At 64.6% G+C, this 21,510-nt stretch carries 14 protein-coding genes and 1 tRNA gene; 12 read left to right on the forward strand and 3 right to left on the reverse strand.

The window, feature by feature from the left end; translation table 11 throughout:
* Positions 1-79 precede the first annotated feature (79 nt).
* From ABID59_RS16670 to ABID59_RS16695, 6 genes are all read left to right on the forward strand, one after another.
* Positions 80-1,045: a Bug family tripartite tricarboxylate transporter substrate binding protein gene (locus tag ABID59_RS16670; protein ID WP_187434687.1), complete on the forward strand. Its 966-nt coding sequence runs from the start codon at positions 80-82 to the stop codon at positions 1,043-1,045.
* 8 nt (positions 1,046-1,053) lie between these two features.
* Positions 1,054-2,067 (forward strand): methyltransferase, encoded by a 1,014-nt coding sequence (locus ABID59_RS16675; protein ID WP_148749831.1) that lies wholly within the window; start codon positions 1,054-1,056, stop codon positions 2,065-2,067.
* Between the two features lie 222 nt (positions 2,068-2,289).
* On the forward strand, positions 2,290-2,748 hold the full coding sequence (locus tag ABID59_RS16680) for an Rrf2 family transcriptional regulator (RefSeq protein WP_354084096.1): 459 nt from the start codon (positions 2,290-2,292) through the stop codon (positions 2,746-2,748).
* Positions 2,749-2,756: 8 nt separating this feature from the next.
* Complete coding sequence (locus tag ABID59_RS16685) at positions 2,757-3,458, forward strand: class I SAM-dependent methyltransferase (protein WP_502916803.1); 702 nt, start codon at positions 2,757-2,759, stop codon at positions 3,456-3,458.
* A 453-nt stretch (positions 3,459-3,911) separates the two neighbouring features.
* Positions 3,912-4,934: an LLM class flavin-dependent oxidoreductase gene (locus ABID59_RS16690; RefSeq protein WP_354084098.1), complete on the forward strand. Its 1,023-nt coding sequence runs from the start codon at positions 3,912-3,914 to the stop codon at positions 4,932-4,934.
* A gap of 334 nt (positions 4,935-5,268) precedes the next feature.
* Complete coding sequence (locus tag ABID59_RS16695) at positions 5,269-7,563, forward strand: MHYT domain-containing protein (protein WP_354084310.1); 2,295 nt, start codon at positions 5,269-5,271, stop codon at positions 7,561-7,563.
* A 119-nt stretch (positions 7,564-7,682) separates the two neighbouring features.
* Here the strand turns inward: ABID59_RS16695 and ABID59_RS16700 are convergent, their stop codons facing one another.
* Entirely contained in the window at positions 7,683-8,279 is a 597-nt protein-coding gene (locus ABID59_RS16700; protein ID WP_354084099.1) for a TetR/AcrR family transcriptional regulator, read from the reverse strand.
* 108 nt (positions 8,280-8,387) lie between these two features.
* Here ABID59_RS16700 and ABID59_RS16705 point away from each other — a divergent pair, with 108 nt between their 5' ends.
* The 6 genes from ABID59_RS16705 to ABID59_RS16730 all read left to right on the forward strand — a co-directional run bounded on the left by ABID59_RS16705 (position 8,388) and on the right by ABID59_RS16730 (position 20,631).
* Positions 8,388-9,683, forward strand: a complete 1,296-nt coding sequence (locus tag ABID59_RS16705; RefSeq protein WP_354084100.1) for an MFS transporter — start codon at positions 8,388-8,390, stop codon at positions 9,681-9,683.
* Positions 9,684-9,885: 202 nt separating this feature from the next.
* A complete protein-coding gene (locus ABID59_RS16710; RefSeq protein ID WP_354084101.1) occupies positions 9,886-10,983 on the forward strand; it encodes a glycoside hydrolase family 3 N-terminal domain-containing protein in 1,098 nt (365 codons plus the stop codon).
* 218 nt (positions 10,984-11,201) lie between these two features.
* Positions 11,202-12,428 (forward strand): efflux RND transporter periplasmic adaptor subunit, encoded by a 1,227-nt coding sequence (locus ABID59_RS16715; protein ID WP_354084311.1) that lies wholly within the window; start codon positions 11,202-11,204, stop codon positions 12,426-12,428.
* 8 nt (positions 12,429-12,436) lie between these two features.
* On the forward strand, positions 12,437-15,616 hold the full coding sequence (locus ABID59_RS16720; protein WP_354084102.1) for an efflux RND transporter permease subunit: 3,180 nt from the start codon (positions 12,437-12,439) through the stop codon (positions 15,614-15,616).
* Positions 15,613-18,729, forward strand: a complete 3,117-nt coding sequence (locus ABID59_RS16725) for an efflux RND transporter permease subunit (RefSeq protein WP_354084103.1) — start codon at positions 15,613-15,615, stop codon at positions 18,727-18,729. Before ABID59_RS16720 ends, ABID59_RS16725 begins: the two co-directional genes overlap by 4 nt.
* Positions 18,730-18,861: 132 nt before the next feature.
* Complete coding sequence (locus ABID59_RS16730; RefSeq protein ID WP_354084104.1) at positions 18,862-20,631, forward strand: tetratricopeptide repeat protein; 1,770 nt, start codon at positions 18,862-18,864, stop codon at positions 20,629-20,631.
* Positions 20,632-20,740: 109 nt separating this feature from the next.
* Here ABID59_RS16730 and ABID59_RS16735 read toward each other — a convergent pair whose 3' ends face one another.
* Positions 20,741-21,118: a VOC family protein gene (locus ABID59_RS16735; RefSeq protein ID WP_354084105.1), complete on the reverse strand. Its 378-nt coding sequence runs from the start codon at positions 21,116-21,118 to the stop codon at positions 20,741-20,743.
* Positions 21,119-21,399: 281 nt separating this feature from the next.
* Positions 21,400-21,476, reverse strand: a tRNA-Arg gene (locus ABID59_RS16740).
* Between the last annotated feature and the right edge of the window lie 34 nt (positions 21,477-21,510).

Below are 21,510 nucleotides of genomic sequence, written 5' to 3' on the forward strand. Positions count from 1 at the left end.
TAGCGTTGTTGCTTCAGAATAGCGAGATGGAAAGCCGGCCGGATTATCGCATTGCTGTCCCAAGCACATGGAGAACGCCATGCAGCTTTACTCGCGTCGCGCCATACTGGCCGGGTTTTCGGCTCTGGCTCTTCCGCTACCCGTTATTGCTGCCGACCAGCCGCTGAAGATCGTGTTTCCATTCGCGCCTGGTGGGTCGGGAGATTCGATCGCGCGGCTGTTTGCCGAGCAGCTTCAGACCAGGCTCGGCAAGGTGGCGATTGTGGAGAACCTTGCTGGCGCTGGCGGGCGTATCGGCGCTCAGGCGGTCAAGAATGCAGCACCGGGAGAGGAGGCAGTGCTGTTTGCTTCCGCTTCGCAATTCACGCTTCAGCCGCATCTCTTCAGGAGCCTGGGATATGATGCAGAGCGCGACTTTGTGCCACTTTCGCAGGTGATGACGGTCGATCTGGCTCTGGCGGTCAGCGGGAAGCTGCCCATCCATTCGGTGCACGAACTCATCGACTGGATGAAGGCCAATCCCGAACAGGCTGTGTACGGCTCGCCGGGAGCAGGTACAGCACCTCATTTCATCTGCGGCGAGTTTGGCCGGATCACAGGCCTAAACCTGCGCCACACGCCCTATAGGGGTACGCCTGCTGCCCTCCCGGATGTGCTGGCCGGCCGGGTCCCGATGTATATGGCGTTTCTTTCCGAACTCCTGGAGCAACATGGGGGCGGTGGCATACGCATCATCGCCACCGCAGCCGCTGCGCGATCTTCCTTCCTGCCCCAGACCGCAACTCTGAAGCAGAGCGGGATCGATATCGACGCGGCCGGGTGGTTCGCATTCTATGCGCCTGCCCATTCCTCGCGTCAGTTCGTTGAGCGCCTGGGAAAGGAGATCATTGCAATCGGGAGCGATCCCGAAATGCGCGCAAAGATTCATGCCATGGGGTGCGAGCCAACAGGAACGACATCGGACGAACTTGAACATATCCAGCGCGCCGAGTTCGAACGCTGGGGACCGATCGTCAAGGCGTCAGGATTCCCGATCGAAGGCTAGAGCGGCACATGACCACCGATCCCCGCGAAAAGTTGTTGGATCTTGTTCAATCGCACCGCGTGACGGCAGTGATCTATGTCGCTGCCCGGCTGGGGCTCGCCGAGTTGCTGCGCGACGGACCGCGAACGGTCGACGAACTTGCGAGCCGAACCCACACGGATCGGGACGCACTTGCCCGCTTGCTCGTCGCTCTCTCGACCGTCGGCATCTGCTCTCGCGTCGGTGAAGGCCGCTACTTGCTAACCGAGCTGGGGGCGGGACTCGACGGTGCTGCGGGACGATCATTCAAGAACTGGGTCATTTTTGAAGGCTCCATGCTGACCAGGAGGTGGGATGGTCTTCTGGATTCGATCATGTCGGGCAAGACGGCTTCCCAACTTCAGGACGTCGACGACAATTTCGACCTGATGGCGCGCTCGCCAGAGCATGTGCGGGTATTCAATGAAGCCATGACGGACCTGACACGGCTGGTCACGCACGATCTACTGCAGGCCTACGACCTTGGCACGATCTCCCACTTGATGGATGTCGGAGGCGGCTCCGGGCAACTCATGGGCGCGGTGGCGAGGGCATATTCAACCATCAGAGGAACGGTTTTCGATCTACCGAGGTGCGCCGACGCCGCCAACCAGCACTTCGGGCACCTCGGAATCTCCGACCGCGTCGACTTTGTTGCAGGCGATTTCTTTCACGCGGTGCCTGCAGTGGCCGATGCGATCATCTTGAAAAGCATTATTCACGACTGGGATGATGAGCGCAGCCGCATCATTTTGGGAAACTGCCGCAAAGCGCTTCCCCAAAAAGGCAGACTGCTATTAGTCGAACGTGCGATGCCCGAATTGCCCGGTACCGATGACGCGGGCAGGTCGTGCGCGATGAGCGATTTAAACATGCTACGCGGTCCAGGTGGACGGGAACGGACCGAAAGGGAATATTATCGGCTCCTGACCGAGAGTGGCTTCCGTCCCATCGCGGTTCTCCGCGCAGGCCGCTTTAATCTGACCGAGTCGCGGCTTTGTTGAGACCTGGAAGCCGGCCGCGGCTATGCGGCGATGCGCCAGAGGCGGACAAACACGCCGCAACGAGTGGGGCGTGCTATTCGATGACATCATCGGCCTTAGCAAGCTCTCGCACTGTCGATCAATCCGCGTATGCGCGACGCGACCGCCGCCGAGATCTAGTGACCCACGTACAGGCACCGCAATCGCTTGACCTCGCCTCCATCATGTAACATACAAAGTTACATGAAATGCGACAGCCGTCTATCCGGCGTACTCCACGTCCTGCTGCACATGGCGCAGCAGCCTGGCCCCTTCACGTCCGAGACGCTGGCGAAGGCCATGGACACCAATCCGGTGGTGATCCGCCGCATCATGGCGGGGCTGCGGGACCTCGGTTATGTCCGCTCCGAGAAGGGCCACGGCGGCGGCTGGACGCTCGCTTGCGAGTTTTCGAAGGTGACGCTGCGCGATGTCTACATCGCGCTCGGCAGTCCCTCGCTTCTCGCCATGGGCAACCGGACGGAGGCGCCCGGCTGCCTCATCGAGCAGGCCGTCAATGCCGCCCTCGATCAGGCATTTGACGATGCAGAGGCGCTGCTGCTGTCGCGTTTTGGCGAGGTGACACTGGCCATGCTGAGCGACGACCTGCGCAAGCGTCTCGGGTCCCGAAAGCTTCACAGCATGAGCGCGCATCACGCGTGATGAACTCAATGCAGCAGGACAACGTCATGACCGACATTCAAAACGCGTTCTCCGATCCGCAAATGGTGGCGAAATATACGGAAGGACCGCCGCGGTTCGTTCCCGGATACAATTCCATGCTGTCCATGGCGGCGATCCTTCTGGCCGAGCGTGCGCATAAAGATGCGCGGATGCTCGTTCTTGGTGCTGGCGGCGGCCTGGAGCTGAATGCTTTTGCGCAAGCGCAGCCGCGCTGGACCTTTGATGGCGTGGACCCGTCCGCTGCGATGCTGGATCTCGCGAAGCAGACGCTGGGCCCGCTCGCGTCGCGCGCGCATCTGCATCAAGGCTATATCGACGATGCGCCAGCTGGGCCGTTCGATGGCGCGACTTGCCTGCTGACCCTGCATTTCGTCGATGTCGGCGAACGGCTGCGAATAGCGTCCGAAATCCGCCGCCGCCTCAAGCCTGGCGCGCCATTCGTCGCGGCCCATTTCAGCATCCCCGGCGACGACAATGAGCGGCCGCTGTGGCTTTCGCGATATTCCGCCTTTCTCGCCGCATCCGGAGTCGAACCCGAGAAGGCGGCCGCCGCCCGAAAGGCAGTTGACGGGCAGTTGAGCATTCTTGCGCCAGAGCAGGACGAGATGATCTTGCGCAATGCCGGCTTCTCCGACCCGACGCTGTTCTATACCGGCTTCACGTTCCGCGGCTGGGTGGCCTACGCCTGAGGCGTGCAGGCATCACCGACAGGGCAATCGCATATGGCATTTTGCACGACCTGAGTGCGCGCCTCGTCCTTCGAGACGACCGCTTCGCGGTCTCCTCAGGATGAGGCTAAGCGGCATCGGTGCCCGTTGAAACTGCTACCGCATACGGGTCCTCATCCTGAGGGCCCGCCAACGGCGGGCGTCTCGAAGGATGGCCGCAGGGGAGGCTCTCCTATATGCGATAGCCCTGCCCTCACCGCTCCATCGGCACCCCCCGGCCCGGGATGATACCCGCTGGAAAAGAACACCAGCGGCGTAAGGTCGACGATGCCGATGCGATGCTGGAGGCGACGATTCAGCATCTCGGCATCGCCATCCTTCCGGACTGGAATGCGGCGGTTGCACCGGCCCATCGCATACCCCACCGCCCGCGCCGGCGGTTGACGCCGTCCCTGTCATCGTTAAATGACGCCCATGAAAAAACTCGGCTTCCTGTCCTTCGGACACTGGACACCCTCGCCCCAATCGCAGACGCGCTCGGCAGCGGACACGCTGCTTCAATCCATCGAGCTTGCGGTGGCGGCCGAACAGCTCGGCCTGGACGGCGCGTATTACCGCGTGCATCATTTCGCGCGGCAGCTCGCCTCGCCGTTTCCGCTGCTCGCCGCCGTCGGCGCGAGGACGAGCAAGATCGAGATCGGCACGGCCGTGATCGACATGCGCTACGAGAACCCGCTCTACATGGTGGAGGATGCGGGCTCCGCCGATCTCATCGCCGGCGGACGGCTTCAGCTCGGCATCAGCCGCGGCTCGCCCGAGCAGGTGATCGACGGCTGGCGCTATTTCGGCTACCAGCCGGCCGAGGGCGCGAGCGACGCCGACATGGGCCGGCGCCACGCGGAGGTCTTTCTCGATATCCTGCGCGGCGAGGGTTTTGCAAAACCCAATCCGCAGCCGATGTTTCCCAATCCGCCGGGATTGCTGCGGCTCGAGCCGCATTCGGAAGGCCTGCGCGAACGGATCTGGTGGGGCGCGGGCTCGAACGCCACGGCAGTGTGGGCCGCGAAGCTCGGCATGAATCTGCAGAGCTCGACGCTCAAGAACGATGAAACCGGCGAGCCGTTTCACGTGCAGCAGGCCGCGCAGATCCGCAGCTATCGCGCGGCGTGGAAGGAAGCCGGCCACAGCCGCGAGCCGCGCGTCTCCGTCAGCCGCAGCATTTTTGCGCTGATGGACGATCGCGACCGCACCTATTTCGGCGGCGAGCGCGGCGGCGAGGACCAGATCGGCTTCATCGATCCGCGGACGCGCGCGATCTTCGGCCGCTCTTATGCCGCCGAACCCGACGTGCTGATCGAGCAGTTGCGGCAGGACGAAGCCATTGCCGAGGCCGATACGCTGCTGCTGACGATCCCGAACCAGCTCGGGGTCGACTATTGCGCGCATGCGATCGAGGCGATCTTGACGCATGTCGCTCCCGCGCTTGGGTGGCGGTGAGGCGCGCGACGCATTGCCTTGGTCAGATCAGGCAGACTGAGCGCAAGTTCCCGGCTTGCCGTGGCACTGTCATTCCGCGTGTGACGGGTGGCCGCCCGTCATGCACCTCGTGCGGGAACCAGCCGACTTGTTCCATCTTTACGGTGCAGGCTGCCGGCCGGTAGTCTTCTCAACTGATTCTCGACTGACGAAGCGTGCGGATATCGCAGCCATCATCGGCGCGGTCATGTCTGGCGGGAACGATCCTGGTGCCGAGGATGATTTCGGCGTCGTCGGGGGAGGACAATTTGCGGGACCGCGAACGCGAATGCAAGTTCGGCTAGCGTCAGCCGAAATGCATCACCATACGACTTTTCACGATCCCGTTCTGGTCGCGCTTTCGATTTTGATCGCGGCCCTCGCTTCCTATACCGCGCTGGACCTGGCGACCCGGATGCGAGCTGCTTCGGGGTCGGCTCGCCGATCCTGGCTCGTAGCCGCCGCGATTGCCATGGGCGGCGGCATCTGGTCGATGCATTTTGTCGGCATGCTGGCCTTCAACCTGCCCGGAATAGAGGTCTCATACGATCCATTCCTGACCCTCCTCTCGCTTGTCATTCCTATTGTCGTCGCCGCTGCCGCCTTCGCCGTTGTCGGACGACGCCCGCAGGCACTTCTCGCATCGGGCTTCGCGATGGGCCTTGGTATCGCCGGTATGCATTATACCGGCATGGCCGCAATGCGAATGGCGGCCTTGATGGCATACGATCTCCTGTGGGTCGTGCTCTCGATCGTGATCGCGATCAGCGCCTCGGTCGTGGCGCTCTGGCTCGCCTTTCGCAACACCAGCGCAGTCCAACGGCTGTTCGCGGGATTGGTGATGGGCCTTGCGATCTCCGGCATGCACTACGCCGCGATGGAAGGCGCCATGTTCCTGCCGATGATCCCGATGGCAGGGCAGGCAGGACATCTCGGCGTCGGTCAGGCGCCGCTCGGGTTCCTGCTCGCCGGCATCACCATTGTGATCCTGAGCATCGGGATCGCCGCCGCCGTCTATGACAGGGCATCCGCGGAGCGCGCCCAACGCGAGGCCGACGTACTGAGGCGCAGCGAAGAACGCTTTCGGCTGCTCGTGGAGGGTATCGCCGACCATGCGATCTTCATGCTCGATCCGGATGGGCGCGTCGGCAACTGGAATCTCGGCGCGCGCCGGCTGATGGGCTATCGCGATGACATCGTCGGAACGAGCTACACGATCTTTCATACCGAGGACGACTGTGCGACCGGGGCGCCCGCACGCGCGCTCGTTGAAGCCGAGCGGGAGGGGAAGTCCGCAATCGAAGGCTGGCGTGTGCGCAAGGACAGCAGCCGCTTCTGGGCGGAGGCAACGATCGTCGCGGTGCGGAACGAAAGCGGCGCAATCGCCGGCTTTGCCAATATCGTGCGCGACGTCAGCGAAAGGAGGCGGGCGCAGGAAGCACTGGATCGAGCGCGCGAAGCCTTGATGATGTCGCAGAAGATGGAGACCATCGGCCAGCTGACCGGCGGCGTGGCCCACGATTTCAACAACCTGCTCGCGGCCGTTCTCGGCAGCCTCGAGCTTTTGAAGAAGCGCCTGCCGTCGGGCGATCCGAAGATCCAGCGCCTGGTGGACAACGCGATGCAAGGCGCGCAGCGGGGCGCCTCCCTGACCCAGCGCATGCTTGCTTTCGCGCGTAAGCAGGATCTCAGGCCGGCGGTCGTCGATGTCCGCGACCTCGTGCACGGCATGGCGTCGCTGTTGAAATTCGAGGCCGGAATTCGTGTCGAGACGCTGTTCCCGATGGACCTGCCGAAGGTAAAGGTCGACGCGAACCAGCTCGAGCTGGCTGTCCTCAACCTGGCGGTCAACGCGCGTGATGCGATGCCGGACGGTGGCCTGATCACCATTGCCGCTCGCGAGGAGCGGGACGATGGCGGCCTTGCGACGCGCGGCTATGTTGCGCTCTCCGTGAGCGACACGGGCTGCGGCATGGACGATGAGACTCTCAAGCACGCTCAGGAGCCGTTCTTCACGACCAAGGGCGTCGGCAAAGGCACCGGGCTCGGTCTGTCAATGGTCCACGGCCTTGCCGAGCAGTCTGGCGGCAGGCTCGTCTTGAAGAGCCGTCCTGGCGAGGGCACGACAGCCGACATCTGGCTGCCGATAGCCGAAGAGATGGCGGTGCCGGACTTGCGCGCGGAGGCTCCGGCACCCGTGCCTCGGGCCAGCCGGCAGCTCGCCGTGCTGGTCGTCGACGACGACCTCCTGGTGCTCGAGAACACGGCCGTGATGCTGGAGGATCTCGGGCACACGGTGCTCGCGGCGCGCTCGGGCGAGGAGGCGCTGGATTTGCTCCGCCGCACGCGTACTATCGACCTGGTCGTGACCGACTATGCCATGCCGGGCATGACCGGACTGCAGCTTGCAAGCGCGGTCGCTGCGGAGCGCCCCGGGACGGTCATCCTCCTCAGCTCGGGATACGTGGACCTTCCCAGCGACACGCGATCCAGCCTGCCGCGTCTATCAAAGCCCTTCGACCAGGCCGCGCTTGCGAAGGCCGTCGAGGCGGCGATCCACCAGGAAGAGCCAACCGGATCTATCGTCGCGTTTCGGCCGAAGAGCGCGTGAATGCCTGATGATGAGTGGCGCGCCCTGCACGATTCGAACGTCCGACCTTTGGATTCGTCGTCCGATGCTCTATCCGGCTGAGCTGCGGGCGCGTGGTTTCGTAGGCAGCGACCGCCACCTCACCCCGTCTTCACGCTCGCATCGATCACCAGCTTCGCCGCCGCAAGCGCCGACTGCGCCGGGCCGTCTTCCGATTGCTGGCCGGTGACATAGATGCCTTCGATCAGCAGCAAGAGCGCATCGCCAAGCACGTTCGGCTGGCGCGCGCCCATGTGGGCTGCGAGCTCGCGCAGGCGTTTGCGGAAGACCTTCTTGTGCGCTTCGGCAACCTTGCGCGCGGGATTGTCGCGCGAGGGATATTCCACTGCGGCGTTGCTCAGCCCGCAGCCGCGATAGCCTTTGGCGACGGCGCGCGACGAGAGCTGGCTGATATAGGCGAGCACATGATCGCGGGCGTTGCTGTAGGTCTTGCCGTCGGGGCGTTCAAAATTCTCCCAGAAGCTCAGATCGTAGTCGCGCAAATAGGCGGCGGCGAGATCGTCCTTGGAGGCGAAGCTGCGATAGAGGCTCGGCTTGGTGACGCCGGCCCGGTCCACCACCTCGTCGACGCCGACGGCGCGGATGCCCTCGCGGTAGAACAGCTCGCTGGCGGAGGCGCGAATCCGGTCGGCGGCGCGGAGGGGTGCCGCTACGGGCTTTTCGGCTTTCTTCGGCATCTGGCTTCGTCCGACCTTCGACATGAGCTTGGGGTGTGGGTTTGGGCTTGACAATGTTACTGACCGGTACGTATTAGTACCGCATCGCAATACGTACCGGTAAGTAACATGCCCCCAGCTTCCGTTCAATCCTCCGCCATCTCCAAAAGGCCGTTCGGCCCAAACTACGCCTTCGTGGTCGTTGCCGTGATCTTCCTGGCGCTGCTGGCCTCCGCCGGCCTGCGCGCCACGCCCGGCGTGCTGATGCTGCCGCTGCAGAAGGCCTTTGGCTGGGACGTCAGCGTGGTCTCGTCGTCGGCCGCAATCGGCATCTTCCTCTATGGCCTCGCGGGTCCGTTCGCCGCGGCCGTGATGCAGCGCTTCGGCATCCGCCGCACGGTGCTGGGCGCGCTGGCGCTGATGTCGGCCTCGACGGCTCTGAGCTATTTCATGACGGCGCCGTGGCAATTGTTCCTGACCTGGGGACTGCTGTCCGGCATCGGCTCGGGCGCGGTCGCCAACGTGCTCGGCGCCACCATCGTCAACCGCTGGTTCACCACCAATCGCGGCCTGGTCATGGGACTTTTGACCGCGAGCACGGCGACCGGCACGCTCATCTTCATGCCGGGCCTCGCAGCGCTGGTCGAATGGGACGGCTGGCAGCCGGTGGTGCTGACGGTCGCCGCATGCTGCGCGGCGCTGATTCCGCTGGTGTATGTTCTGGTGCCGGAACGGCCGGCCGCGATCGGCCTGCGCTCCTATGGCAGCCCGCATGAGGACCAGCCCGCAAGCCCGGCGCAGGGCAACCCGTTCGTCGCCGCGATCAGCAACCTCGTACGCGCCGCCAAGGTGCCGACCTTCTGGTTCCTGTTCGCGACCTTCTTCATCTGCGGCTTCACCACCAACGGCCTCGTCGGCACCCATCTGATCGCGTTCTGCGGCGATCACGGCATCTTCGAGGTTCAGGCCGCGAGCCTGCTGGCGCTGATGGGGTTCTTCGACCTGTTCGGCACCACGCTGTCGGGCTGGCTCACCGACCGCTTCGATCCGCGCAAGCTGCTGTTCTTCTATTACGGCCTGCGCGGGCTGTCGCTGATCTACCTGCCCTACTCGGATTTCTCCTTTGTCAGCCTGTCGGTGTTCGCGGTGTTCTACGGCCTCGACTGGATCGCAACCGTGCCCCCGACCGTGCGCATCGCCAACGAGGCGTTCGGCGACAAGAATGCGCCGCTGATCTTCGGCTGGGTGGTCGCCGGCCATCAGTTAGGGGCGGCCTGCGCCGCCTTCTTCGCCGGCTTCATGCGCTCGTCGCAGGGCGACTATCTGCAGGCCTTCATGATCGCGGGCGTCACCGGCATCATTGCTGCCGTGCTGTCGCTGATGATTGGACGGCAGCCGAAGCAGCCGGTGCTGGCTGTGGCGTGAGAATATCGCGCCGGCATGGCGATCAACGCTGACCTTGCCGGCGCAGCTGCCCGTGACGTTTGATTTGAATATTGATTCCGTTGAGGAAATTTGGAATATTGAGATGACGAAGCGGGCGGTTCGACTGCTCGCGCAGGGGCTGAGTATTCGCGTTGCGTCCAGCTCCATCTCAATCAACCAAACCACTGTGGCGGCCCGGCGGATGAACGATTCCCTGCTTTCAACGGTCGGTGACCATTTCTTCCTTGGCCTGCGGCCGACCAGCGTCCTCGATGACCGCGACCGCGCGCTGCTGCGGGATCTGCGGCCCGCCGGCGTCATCCTCTACAAGAGCAATTTCCGGCACGATCTGCCCTATCGGGACTGGCTGTCGATCCACCGGGACCTGATCGCCGCGATCCGCGATGCCTCGCAGCGCGACAAGCAGTTCATCGCCATCGATCACGAAGGCGGACGCGTCTGCCGCACGCCGGCGCCGATCACGCGCTTCTCCTATGCGGCGCGCTGGGCCGGCACCGCGGAGCAGGTCGGCGATGCCATGGGCGTCGAGCTCGCCTCGCTCGGCTGCAATCTGAATTTTGCGCCGGTGCTCGACATTCACAGCAACCCCGCCAATCCCGTGATCGGGGAGCGCGCCTTCGGCCGCTCGGCCGACGAGGTCATCAAGTCGATGCTGCCGTTCACCAAGGCCATGGAACGCCGCGGCGTCCGCGCCTGCGGCAAGCATTTTCCGGGACACGGCGACACGCAGGTGGATTCGCATCATGAATTGCCGGTGCTCGATCTCGACCTCGACCAGATCAAGGCGCGCGAGCTGCTGCCGTTTGCCGCGGCGATCGCCGATGGCATCGAGATGATCATGACGTCGCACATCCTGTACCGGAAGCTCGACCCCAACGATCCCGTCACGCTGTCGCGCGCGATCACGCACGGGCTGTTGCGCGAGGCGATGAATTTCCGAGGCGTGATCGTGTCCGACGACGTCGGCATGCGCGCCATGGCGGGCCGGCTGGACGCGCCGGATTCCGGCGCGCGCTTCATGGCCGCCGGCAACGACATGCTGATGATCTGCTCGCACCTGACCGACACCGAACGCGCCCGCAGCCTTGCCCGGTCGATCATCAACGGCGTCGACCAGGGCAAGCTCGATCCGGCGTTGCTGGTAGCATCAGCTAAGCGCGTCCACGCGATGCTGGATAGCACCGCGCAAAACGCGGTGTCGGAGCTATCGGGCGAGGTGCTCGCACGTCATCGCGGCGCCGGCACCCAGTTCGACGCGGCGACGGTCGAAGTCGTCTAGGGCGGCACCGGGGGTCGGGCCCCGCCAAAATCCATCGGCAAGCCAGACGTTCAGCAACGCAAGCGCCGTTGATCTCTATCCGCTACGCGTGCTAATGTTACGGATGGTAGCATATCGCGTCCTGCCGATATCAACGTCAGGTTGCTTCATGCTAAGAGGTTCCGCGCCGGGACAATCAACCGGGTATTGGCGGCCGGCTTGGGGTGATGGGCTTGAACGTGAAACGTACAGCAAAACTCCTCATCGCCGCGCTGGTCGTGTTGCCGGCGGGCTATGCCGGCTATTATTTCAGGCATGACCTCAAGCTTCCGTTCGCGCTGCCCTTCATCCAGGCGGCGGAAGCCGAGCAAACTGCCGCCGCCACGCCTGCAGCACGGCCGCCGGTCGCCGTAAAGGTCGCGGCCGCGAAGGCAGAGGACGTCCCGATTTACCTGACCGGCATCGGCACGATCCAGGCCTACAACACCGTCAACGTGCAGAGCCGGGTCGACGGCGAGATCGTCCAGATCCTTTTCCAGGAAGGGCAGGACGTCAAGCAAGGCGACATCCTCGCAATCATCGATCCGCGGCCGTTCCAGGCCCAGCTCGATCAGCAGATCGCGGTGAGGCAGAAGGACCAGGCGCTGCTGGACGGCGCCCAGATCGACATGGAGCGCTACGACGCGCTGATCCAGAAGGCCGCCGCGATCTCCCGGCAGGTGGTGGACCAGCAGCACGCGCTGGTCGAGCAGTACAAGGCGCAGGTTCGGAACGACGACGCCCAGACCGAATATGCGCGCACGCAGCTCGGCTTCACCAGCGTCCGCGCGCCGATCAGCGGACGGCTCGGCATCCGCCAGGTCGACCAGGGCAATTATGTCCGCGCGGTGTCGCCGGCGACCCTCGTCACCGTCACGCAGTTGCAGCCGATCTCGGTGATCTTCACCCTGGCTGCGGTCGCCGTCGGCCAGACCCGGCTCAGCCTCGGCCAGGCCGATGCGCCGGTGGTCGCGCTCACGGCCGACAATACCACCGAGCTGGACAAGGGCACGATCACGCTGGTCGACAATCAGGTCGATCAGGCCAGCGGCACGATCAAACTGAAGGCGACGTTTCCCAACAAGGCGCTGAAACTCTGGCCGGGCAATTTTGCCAACGGGCGGATCACGGTGGACACGCGCAAGAACGCGATCACGGCGCCCGCGATCGCCGTGCGGCACGGACCGCGCGGCGATTTCGTCTGGGTCGCGAAGGCGGACGATACGGCGGCGTTCCGGCCGGTCACGGTCGGGCAGATCTTCGACGGACGCGCGATGATCGAGCGCGGCCTCGCCAAAGGCGAACGCGTCGTCACCGACGGCTATTACCGGCTCGAGAACGGCTCCCGCATCACGATCGAGGGCGTGACGCCGACCGCCAAGGCGCAGCCGGGCACCCAGCCGCGCTCCGAGCCGCGCGTTGACTGAGGTCCGCCATGTCCGCGCCCTTCATCCTCCGGCCGATCGCAACGACGCTGATGATCGTCGCGGTCGTGCTGCTGGGCATGCTCGGCTACCGTGAGCTGCCGATCGCGCCGCTTCCGAATGTCGACTTTCCCACCATCCAGGTGGTGACGCGCTATCCCGGCGCCTCCGCCACCGTCGTCGCAACCTCGATCACCGCGCCGCTGGAGCATTATTTCGGCACGATCTCGGGGCTGACGGACATGAGCTCGACCAGCTCGTACGGCTACAGCCAGATCACGTTGCAATTCGATCTGTCACGCAAGATCGACGCGGCCGCGCAGGACGTGCAGGCGCGGATCAATGCGGCGGCGGGCTGGATTCCGGTCGAGCAGCTGCCGAGCCCGCCGACCTATCGCATGGTCAATCCGGCCGATACGCCGGTGCTGATCCTGGCACTGACCTCCAGGACGATGGCGCTGCACGAGGCCAATGATCACGCCGCGACCATTCTGGTGCCAAAGCTGTCGCAGATCCCGGGCGTCGGCGCCGTCAGCATCGAGGGCGGGCAGACCCGAGCAATACGCCTGCAGATGAACCCCACGAGACTGGCCGGGCTCGGCATGTCGCTCGACGACGTCCGCCGCGGCATCGCCGCCACCACCGCAGACAATCCGAAGGGGTCGCTGGATGGGCCGCGGCAGGCGTTTCACGTCGACACCAACGACCAGCTCTTCACCGCGGAGGCCTATCAGGATGCGGTGATCGCCTATCGCAACGGCGCGCCAGTGCTGCTGCACGATGTCGGCAGCGCCATCGACGGCGTCGAGGATTCCGAGCAGGCGGCCTGGTTCCAGGGCGAGCGCGCCGTGCTGCTGGACATCCAGCGCCAGCCCGGCGCCAACACGATCGAGGTGGTGAATGCCATCAAGAGCATCCTGCCGAAGCTGCAGGATTCGCTCCCCGCCGCGCTGAAGATCTCGGTCGTCAGCGACCGCACCACGACGATCCGGGCCGCGATCCACGACGTGCAGTTCACGCTGGTGCTGACGGTCGCCCTCGTCGTGCTGGTGATCTTCATCTTCCTGCGCAAGCTGTGGGCCACCGTGATCCCGAGCGTCACGCTGCCGGTCTCGCTGGTTGCAACCTTCGGCGCCATGGCGCTGTGCGGCTTCAGCCTCGACAATCTCTCGCTGATGGCGCTGACCATCGCCTCGGGCTTCGTCGTCGACGACGCCATCGTGATGATCGAGAACATCGCGCGCTATGTCGAGGAGGGCGAGGATCCGCTCGAGGCGGCCCTGAAGGGCGCGCGGCAAATCGGCTTCACCATCGTCTCGCTGACGGTCTCGCTGATCGCCGTGTTCATCCCGCTGCTCCTGATGGGCGGCGTGGTCGGCCGGCTGTTCCGGGAATTCGCGATCACGCTGTCCTTTGCCGTCGTCATCTCAGGACTCGTCTCGCTGACGCTGACCCCGATGATGTGCGCGCAGCTTTTGCAACGCGAGGACCCCGATGCGCAGCACGGCTGGCTGTTCCGCATCAGCGAGCGCGGCTTCGACGCATCCGCAAGCTTCTACCTGTGGGGGCTCGACTGGGTGCTGAGGCACCGCAAGCTCACGCTGGTCTTCACCGTGTTCACCCTGGTCGCGACCGGCATGCTGTACGTCGCCATCCCCAAGGGCTTCCTGCCGCTGCAGGACACCGGCCTGTTGATCGGCACCACCGACGCGGCCCAGGACATCTCGTTTGCGGCGATGGCCGAGCGGCAGCAGCAGCTCGCCGCCGTGATCGCGCGCGACGGCGATGTCGTCACCGTCGGTAGTTTCGTCGGTATCGGATCCGTCAACACGACGTTGAACAGCGGCCGGCTCTATATCGATATCGGCAGCCCCGACGCGCGGAAATCATCCGCAGCCGCCGTGATGGCGCGGCTGCAGCATGCGGTCGAGGGCGTCCACGGCATCACGCTGCATTTGCAGCCGGCGCAAGATCTGCAGATCGAATCGCGCGTCGCACGCACGCAATACCAGTATGCGCTGCAGGATCTCGACGAGGACGAGCTTCGGCTCTGGAGCCGGCGCCTGGTCGAGGCGCTTCGCAAGCGCCCGGAGCTCGCCGACGTCGCCGACGACCGCCAGGACGAAGGCCTGCAGATGTCCGTCACCATCGACCGCCAGCTCGCGGCAAGCTACGGCGTCAGCCTGAACACGATCGACCAGACACTGTATGACGCATTCGGGCAGCGCCAGATCGCAACCGTGTTCGGCCCCCTCACCCAGTATCACGTGATCCTCGAGGTCGATCCTGCCTTGCGCAACGATCCTGATATCCTGGGCAAGATCTATCTGACCGCGGCCGCGGCCCAGGCCAGCACCATCGACCAGCAGACCAGCGGCTTCAGCGGCGCCTTCAGCAAGGCCTCCGTGCCGGTGCCGCTGTCGGCCTTCGCGCGGATCGAGCGGCAGCACGCGCCGCTGCTGATTTCGCACCAGGGCCTGTTTCCCGCCACCACGATCTCGTTCAACCTGGCCGAGGGCGTTTCGCTGAGCCAGGCGACGGAGGCACTGCGCCAGACCGAGCGCGAGATCGGACTGCCGGATGCGGTCACGACCAAGCTGATCGGCACAGCCGCCGAGTTTGCCAACTCGCTCTCGGACGAGAAATGGCTGCTGCTCGCCGCGATCGTGACGGTCTATCTGATCCTCGGCATGCTCTATGAGAGCTACATCCACCCGATCACGATCCTGTCGACCTTGCCGTCGGCAGGCATCGGCGCCTTGCTGGCGTTGATGCTGTACCGGCAGGATCTCAATCTGATCTCGCTGATCGGCATCATCCTCCTCATCGGCATCGTCAAGAAGAACGCCATCATGATGGTGGATTTCGCCCTCGCCGCCGAGCGCGAGGACGGCGCGTCCTCGTTCGACGCCATCCGGCAGGCCTGCATCCTCCGCTTCCGTCCGATCATGATGACGACGATGGCGGCGCTGTTCGGCGCGCTGCCGCTGGCGATCGGCTCGGGCACCGGCTCCGAGCTGCGCCAGCCGCTCGGCATCGCCATCGTCGGCGGATTGATCGTCTCGCAAGTTCTCACGCTCTATACGACGCCCGTCGTCTATCTCGCGTTTGCCTCGCTCCGCGCAAGGTTCGGATGGCGATCCGCCGATGATCCGGCGGCGCTGCCGCAAGCCGAGCGGCCGGCGCCGTGAGCATCACCGCACAATTCGTGCTGCGGCCGGTGGCGACGACGCTGCTGATGATCGGCGTGTTCCTGCTCGGTTGCGTCGCCTATTTTCGTCTGCCGATCGCCTCGGTGCCGGCAGTGGAGCGGCCCACGATCGGAATCTACGCGCCTTTCCCCGGCGCGAGCCCGGTCACGGTCGCGAACGCGCTGGCGCAGCCGATCGAGACCACGCTCGCGCTAATCCCGGGCGTGACGGAAATCACCTCGTTCAGCGCCATGGGCGGCACGAGCATTACGGTGCAGTTCGAGCTCTCCGTCGACATCGATGCCGCGGCCGGGGCGGTCCAGGCTGCCATCAACTCGGCAGGGCCAAACCTGCCGAAGGGACCTTGGCCACCCACCTATTGGAAGGCCAATCCCGCGGGCGCGGCGGTCGTCGCGCTCGCCTTGACCAGCGACGTGTTCACGCCCGGAGAGGTCTACAGCCTTGCCGACGGCGTGATCTCACCAAAACTGTCGCAGCTGCCGGGCGTCGCGCGAATCAACGTCACCGGCGCCGAGCGCAGCGCGGTGCGCATCCAGGTGTCGCCGGCGCGGCTGGCCGCCATGAACCTGTCGCTGGAAGCGGCGCGCGTCGCCGTCCTCAATGCATCGCAGAACCTGCCGAAGGGCGCGGTGTCGGTCGATGGCCAGCGCCTCACCATCGAAGCCAACGACCAGCTGCTGCAGGCCTCCGAATATCGCGATATCGTGCTGGCCTGGCGCAACGGCGCCCCGATCCGCCTCGGCGACGTCGCGTCGGTGACCGACAGCGTCATCAACAACCGTCTCGCCGGCTGGTACGGCACCGAGCGCGGCATCGTTCTGTTTGTCTATAAGCAATCTGACGCCAACATCGTCGAGACCGTCGACGCCATCAAGGCCGAGCTGCCGGAAATCCAGCGCTGGCTGCCGCCCGGCATCAAGCTGCATACGATCTACGATCGCACCACGCTGATCCGGGCCGCCGTGAACGACGTCAAGCTTACGCTGGTGATCGCCTCCGCGCTCGTCGTGCTGGTCATCGCGTTGTTCCTCAGGCGGTTCTGGGCCACATTGATCCCGAGCGTCACGATCCCGGTCTCGCTGGCCGCAACCCTGTTCGTGATGAGCCTGTGCGGGTTCAGCCTGGACAATCTGTCGCTGATGGCGCTGACCATCGCCGCCGGCTTCGTGGTGGACGATGCCATCGTCATGATCGAGAACATCATCCGGCGCATGTCCGAAGGCGAGCCGGCGCTGCAGGCCGCAATCAAAGGCGCCCGCCAGATGGCGTTCACGGTCGTCGCCATCACCGTCGCGCTGATCGCGGCGCTGATCCCGATCCTGTTCATGCCTGACGTCGTCGGGCGTTATTTCCGCGAGTTCGGCGTGACGTTGGTGGTCGCCATCGTCTCCTCGGCGGCGATCTCGCTGACGCTGACACCGATGATGTGCGGACATCTCTTGGATCGCGGCCGGCAGAAGCTGCACAATCCCGATGCGGTCCCCCAGCGCCGCACCTTCTATGCCCGCAGCCTCGACTGGACGCTGCGCCACCGCCTTCTCACCGTCCTGATGATCGCCGCGCTGACGGCAGGAAGCGTCTGGCTCTATCTGCAGCTGCCGAAGGGTTTCATGCCGACCCAGGACACCGGCGTGATGTTCGTGCGGACCGTGGCTCCGTCGAACATCTCGTTCCTGTCCATGGAGGACCGGCAGCGCGCCGTCGGCGCGGCGATCCTGGAAGATCCCGCAATCTCAGGTCTGACGTCCTACATCGGCGAGGGCAATGGCAACGCGCTCAGCATCGGGCAGATGCTGGTCGCGCTCAAGCCGCCTGACGTCCGCAAGCTGTCGATCCAGCAAGTGATCGCGCGGTTGCGCGAACGCATGAACAGGATTGACGGCGTAAGGGTTTTCTTCGTGCCGCTTCAGGATCTCAATCTCGGCGTCCAGTCCGCCGGCTCGCGTTATCAATATACGCTGTGGGGCATCGACGAGGAGCAGGTGCTCCGCGCCGCGGAAAACATGATCCGCCGCGTCCGCGGCATTCCGCAGATCATCGACGTCATCGCGAGCTGGGAAACCGGCGGCCTGCAGGCCGGCCTGACCATCGACCGCCTGCGCGCCGCGATGCTCGGCGTCACGCCGGTCGCAGTCGACAACACGCTCAACGACGCCTTCGGCCAGCGCCAGATCAATCTGCTGTTCCTTCCGACCAATTATGCGCGCGTGATCTTCGAGGTCGAGCCGCAGGCGGCGAGCGACCCCGGCTCGATGGGCCAGATTTACGTGCCAAGCGCCAGCGGCAAATCGGTACCATTAACGGCATTGACCCGACCGCAGCGCGCGCATGCGGCGATGTGGGTGCGCCACAGCGCCCAGTTTCCGGCCGCGACGATCTCGTTCGACATCAAGCCCGGCACCTCGATCGGCGACGCCATCGCGTCGATCCGCAAGGAAGAGGCCGAGGCCAAGCTGCCCGATGACATCAAGGCGGAATTCCGCGGCGAGGCCAAGGAGGCGGACAAGTCGATCGTCAAGCAGGCGGCGCTGTTCGCGGCCGCCCTGATCGCGATCTATATTGCGCTCGGCATGCTCTACGAGAGCTACGTCCATCCGCTGACGATTCTCTCTACCTTGCCGCCGACCGCCTTCGGCGCGCTGGTCGCGCTGTGGGCCACGGGAACGCAGTTCACGCTGGTGACCACCATCGCCTGTATCCTGCTGGTCGGCATGGTGATGAAGAACGCCATCATGATGGTCGACTATGCCCTCGACGCGGAGCGGCATCGCGGCCTCAACGCCCACGACGCCATCCTGCTCGCGGCACGGCTGCGGGCGCGGCCGATCACGATGACGATGCTGGCGGCTTTCTTGAGCGCCGTCCCGATCGCGTTCGGCACCGGCCCGGGCTTCGAGATCCGCCAGCCGCTCGGCATCACCATCATGGGCGGCCTGGTCGTCGCCCAGCTCTTCACGCTCTACTCGACGCCGGCGATGTATTTGATCCTGGACAGGCTGAGGCGGCGGAAGAAAATGCGCGCCGCGGGCGCGAGTCAGCCGCTTGCAGACGGCGGTGCGCCGGCTTCGCCTCTTTCCGGCCTCAGCGGCTGATCCGGCGCTGCGCCGACGGCTTCGCACCAGCTCCCGCCCCTACGCTCGTAAGCGATTATGATCGCGAATTGACGACATCGCGAGCGCAGAGCCGCCTGCAAGAACTCAATGACCGCCTGGAACGCAACAGCGATGAGCACAGCAGCCGCCTTCTGTGAAGCGGGCCTTGCGCATTTCAGGGACGGACGGCATCTCGACGCGCGCGCCTGCTACCAGCAGGCCCTCGGACTCGATGCCGAGCACACCGACGCCCAGCACCTCATGGGCCTGCTGTTTCTCCACGCCAGGCAATACAACGAGGCCCTGCAGTGGATCGTCGGCGCGATCCAGCGCGCACCGAAGCCGGAATATCTGGCGAGCTTCGCGACGGTCCTGCAGCAATATGGGCGCTGCGACGAAGCCCTCAACGTCCTCGACCAGGCGATACAGCTGCGGCCTGACGACGCCGAGCTGTGGCGACAGCGTGGCGACATCTTCGTTCAGCTCGCGCGCCTCGATCATGCCCTGCCGAGCTTTCAACACGCGCTCGAGCTCAATCCGCATCATCAAGACGCGCTGTATAAGAGCGGGATCGTGCTCCACAAGCTCGGGCGGAACGAGGAGGCCATTGCCTGTCTTGATCTCGGCGACAGCCTGCTCCCGAACCATGCCCCGACGCTGCGGACCCGCGCATGGGTTCTCTATTGCCTGAAACGGTTCGAGGACTCCGCGACCGACGGCAGACGGGCGCACCAGCTCGATCCTGATAATGCCGAGATCTGCAACAATCTCGGTCTTTCGTTGCGGCGGCTCGGCAGGAATGAAGAGGCGCTGGCATGGTTCGACAAGGCCATCGAGATCCAGCCGCGCTTCGTGGATGCTCTCGACAACAAGCTGGTCGCGCTGTTCCACCTTCATCGCTTCGACGAGGTCTTCGCGCTGTCCGATCGGATGACATCGCTCGGGCTGAACAGTACGGTGACGGAATGGAATGTGTCTCTGGCCCATCTCCTGACGGGCAATCTCGAAGCCGGCTGGCAGGGACACCAGGCCCGATTGAAATTGCCTTCGGCCAGACACCCTGAGTTTCAGCGACCGATGTGGCTCGGGGAAGAAAACATCGAGGGAAAGACGATCCTTGTCGCGGCGGACGAGGGATTGGGCGACACCATTCACTTCGTCCGCTACGTCCCCATGCTGGCGGAGCGTGGAGCACGCGTTATTCTGGTCGTTCAAGACCCGCTGCATCGGCTGATGTCGGCGCTGGGCGGTGCATCCCTTTGCGTTCCGAGGTCGGCGATGGGCACGCTGCCGGCTTTCGATCTGCACTGCCCGATATCCAGCCTGCCGCTCGCCTTCGAGACCCGTCTCGATACGATCCCGTCGGGACTGTATCTGCCGGCCCCTCCGGACAGCCTTGTTCAGGCCTGGGACAATCGCCTTGGCCCTCGCAGCAGGCTCCGGGTCGGCCTGGTCTGGTCCGGCGATCCATTCCACGTGAATGACGAGACGCGCTCGATTCCGCTGCGAACGCTGTCCCGCATCCTCGACATCGACGCTACCTATATCAGCCTGCAGAAGGCGCCGCGCCCGCATGATGCGGCGGTGCTGCGCGAGAGAAGCGACATCGTCGACCTGACCGCCGATCTCACCGACTTCTCCGACACCGCCGCGTTGATCGCTTGCCTTGATCTCGTGATCACGGTCGACACCAGCGTTGCCCATCTCGCCGGCGCCCTGGGACGTCCGACCTGGATCCTGCTGCCATGGACGCCTGACTACCGCTGGCTGCTCGATCGCGCGGACAGCCCCTGGTATCCGAGCGTGCGGCTGTTCCGGCAGACCGAGACGCGCGAGTATGAGAGTGTACTTGATCGCGTGCGGCGCGAATTGCGGGCGCTGGCCGCCGCGTTCGGCCATTGAAGCCGAATGCACCGCGACGACGCCGGTCGGGCTGCAAAATTCGTCTGCAGATCGTCAGGGCCAAGGTGACGATGCCTTGACGGGCGGCTCCGGCGTCCGATACGGCCGGTCAGCGTTTCGTGGTCACCCAGGCCATGAATGCACCGGTCGCGTCCGCCCCGATGGCAATGCGCCCGAAATCGGGGACGTCGAACGGCTGTCGGACGATCCTGCCGCCATTTCTCTCGATCTCGGCAACGCGCCGGTCGACATCGTCGACTTCGAGATAGCTCAGCCAGTGCGGCGGATCGCCATCGGGAACGATTCCGCGCATATCGAGGATGCCGGCGACCGGCTTGCCCTCCGTCTTGGCGATCCAGTAGGTGCGGTCCCGGTCCGGCATGGGCATGCCCTCGAACGTCCAGCCGACAGTCGTGGCATAGAACGCCTTGGCCGTTTCGACATCCCGCGTATAGAGCTCGTTCCAGACGAAAATTCCGTGAGTCATGGCGCGTCCTCCGTGTAGTGGGCTTGACCGGCGCCGCCGGCGAAACCGACCTGGACCCAACTCGGCAGCGCCTACCCAGAGGACGAACGAGACATCGCAAGCCCGACAGCGGGCGTATCTAATCGCGCAGGCGCGCGCGGCAATAAGCGCCAGTCAGCTCAGAGGATTACGGTGACAGCTTAACTGACTTTGGCCGCGAGTCAGCGGGGTCCTGAGGCCGGCAACCGGATGGGCAGGATTGGGAGATCGGCGGCATTTGGCGCCAATGGTGTATTCCGAAATGGCGCGCCCGGAACGATTCGAACGTCCGACCCTCAGATTCGTAGTCTGATGCTCTATCCAGCTGAGCTACGGGCGCGTGTTTCGCAAACAAGTGTGCGGGCTGGGCCCGC

Source organism: Bradyrhizobium sp. S3.3.6 (assembly GCF_040546905.1).
Taxonomy (GTDB): Bacteria; Pseudomonadota; Alphaproteobacteria; order Rhizobiales; family Xanthobacteraceae; genus Bradyrhizobium; species Bradyrhizobium cytisi.

Excerpts from the sequence above, each read along its gene's own strand:
- ABID59_RS16730 (WP_354084104.1), top strand. The coding sequence starts at position 18,862 with ATGAGCACAGCAGCCGCCTTCTGTGAAGCGGGCCTTGCGCATTTCAGG.
- ABID59_RS16705 (WP_354084100.1), top strand. The coding sequence starts at position 8,388 with ATGCCCCCAGCTTCCGTTCAATCCTCCGCCATCTCCAAAAGGCCGTTC.
- ABID59_RS16680 (WP_354084096.1), top strand. The coding sequence starts at position 2,290 with ATGAAATGCGACAGCCGTCTATCCGGCGTACTCCACGTCCTGCTGCAC.
- ABID59_RS16670 (WP_187434687.1), top strand. The coding sequence starts at position 80 with ATGCAGCTTTACTCGCGTCGCGCCATACTGGCCGGGTTTTCGGCTCTG.
- ABID59_RS16690 (WP_354084098.1), top strand. The coding sequence starts at position 3,912 with ATGAAAAAACTCGGCTTCCTGTCCTTCGGACACTGGACACCCTCGCCC.
- ABID59_RS16720 (WP_354084102.1), top strand. The coding sequence starts at position 12,437 with ATGTCCGCGCCCTTCATCCTCCGGCCGATCGCAACGACGCTGATGATC.
- ABID59_RS16675 (WP_148749831.1), top strand. The coding sequence starts at position 1,054 with ATGACCACCGATCCCCGCGAAAAGTTGTTGGATCTTGTTCAATCGCAC.
- ABID59_RS16700 (WP_354084099.1), bottom strand. The coding sequence starts at position 8,279 with ATGCCGAAGAAAGCCGAAAAGCCCGTAGCGGCACCCCTCCGCGCCGCC.
- ABID59_RS16695 (WP_354084310.1), top strand. The coding sequence starts at position 5,269 with ATGCATCACCATACGACTTTTCACGATCCCGTTCTGGTCGCGCTTTCG.
- ABID59_RS16710 (WP_354084101.1), top strand. The coding sequence starts at position 9,886 with ATGAACGATTCCCTGCTTTCAACGGTCGGTGACCATTTCTTCCTTGGC.
- ABID59_RS16735 (WP_354084105.1), bottom strand. The coding sequence starts at position 21,118 with ATGACTCACGGAATTTTCGTCTGGAACGAGCTCTATACGCGGGATGTC.
- ABID59_RS16685 (WP_502916803.1), top strand. The coding sequence starts at position 2,757 with ATGCAGCAGGACAACGTCATGACCGACATTCAAAACGCGTTCTCCGAT.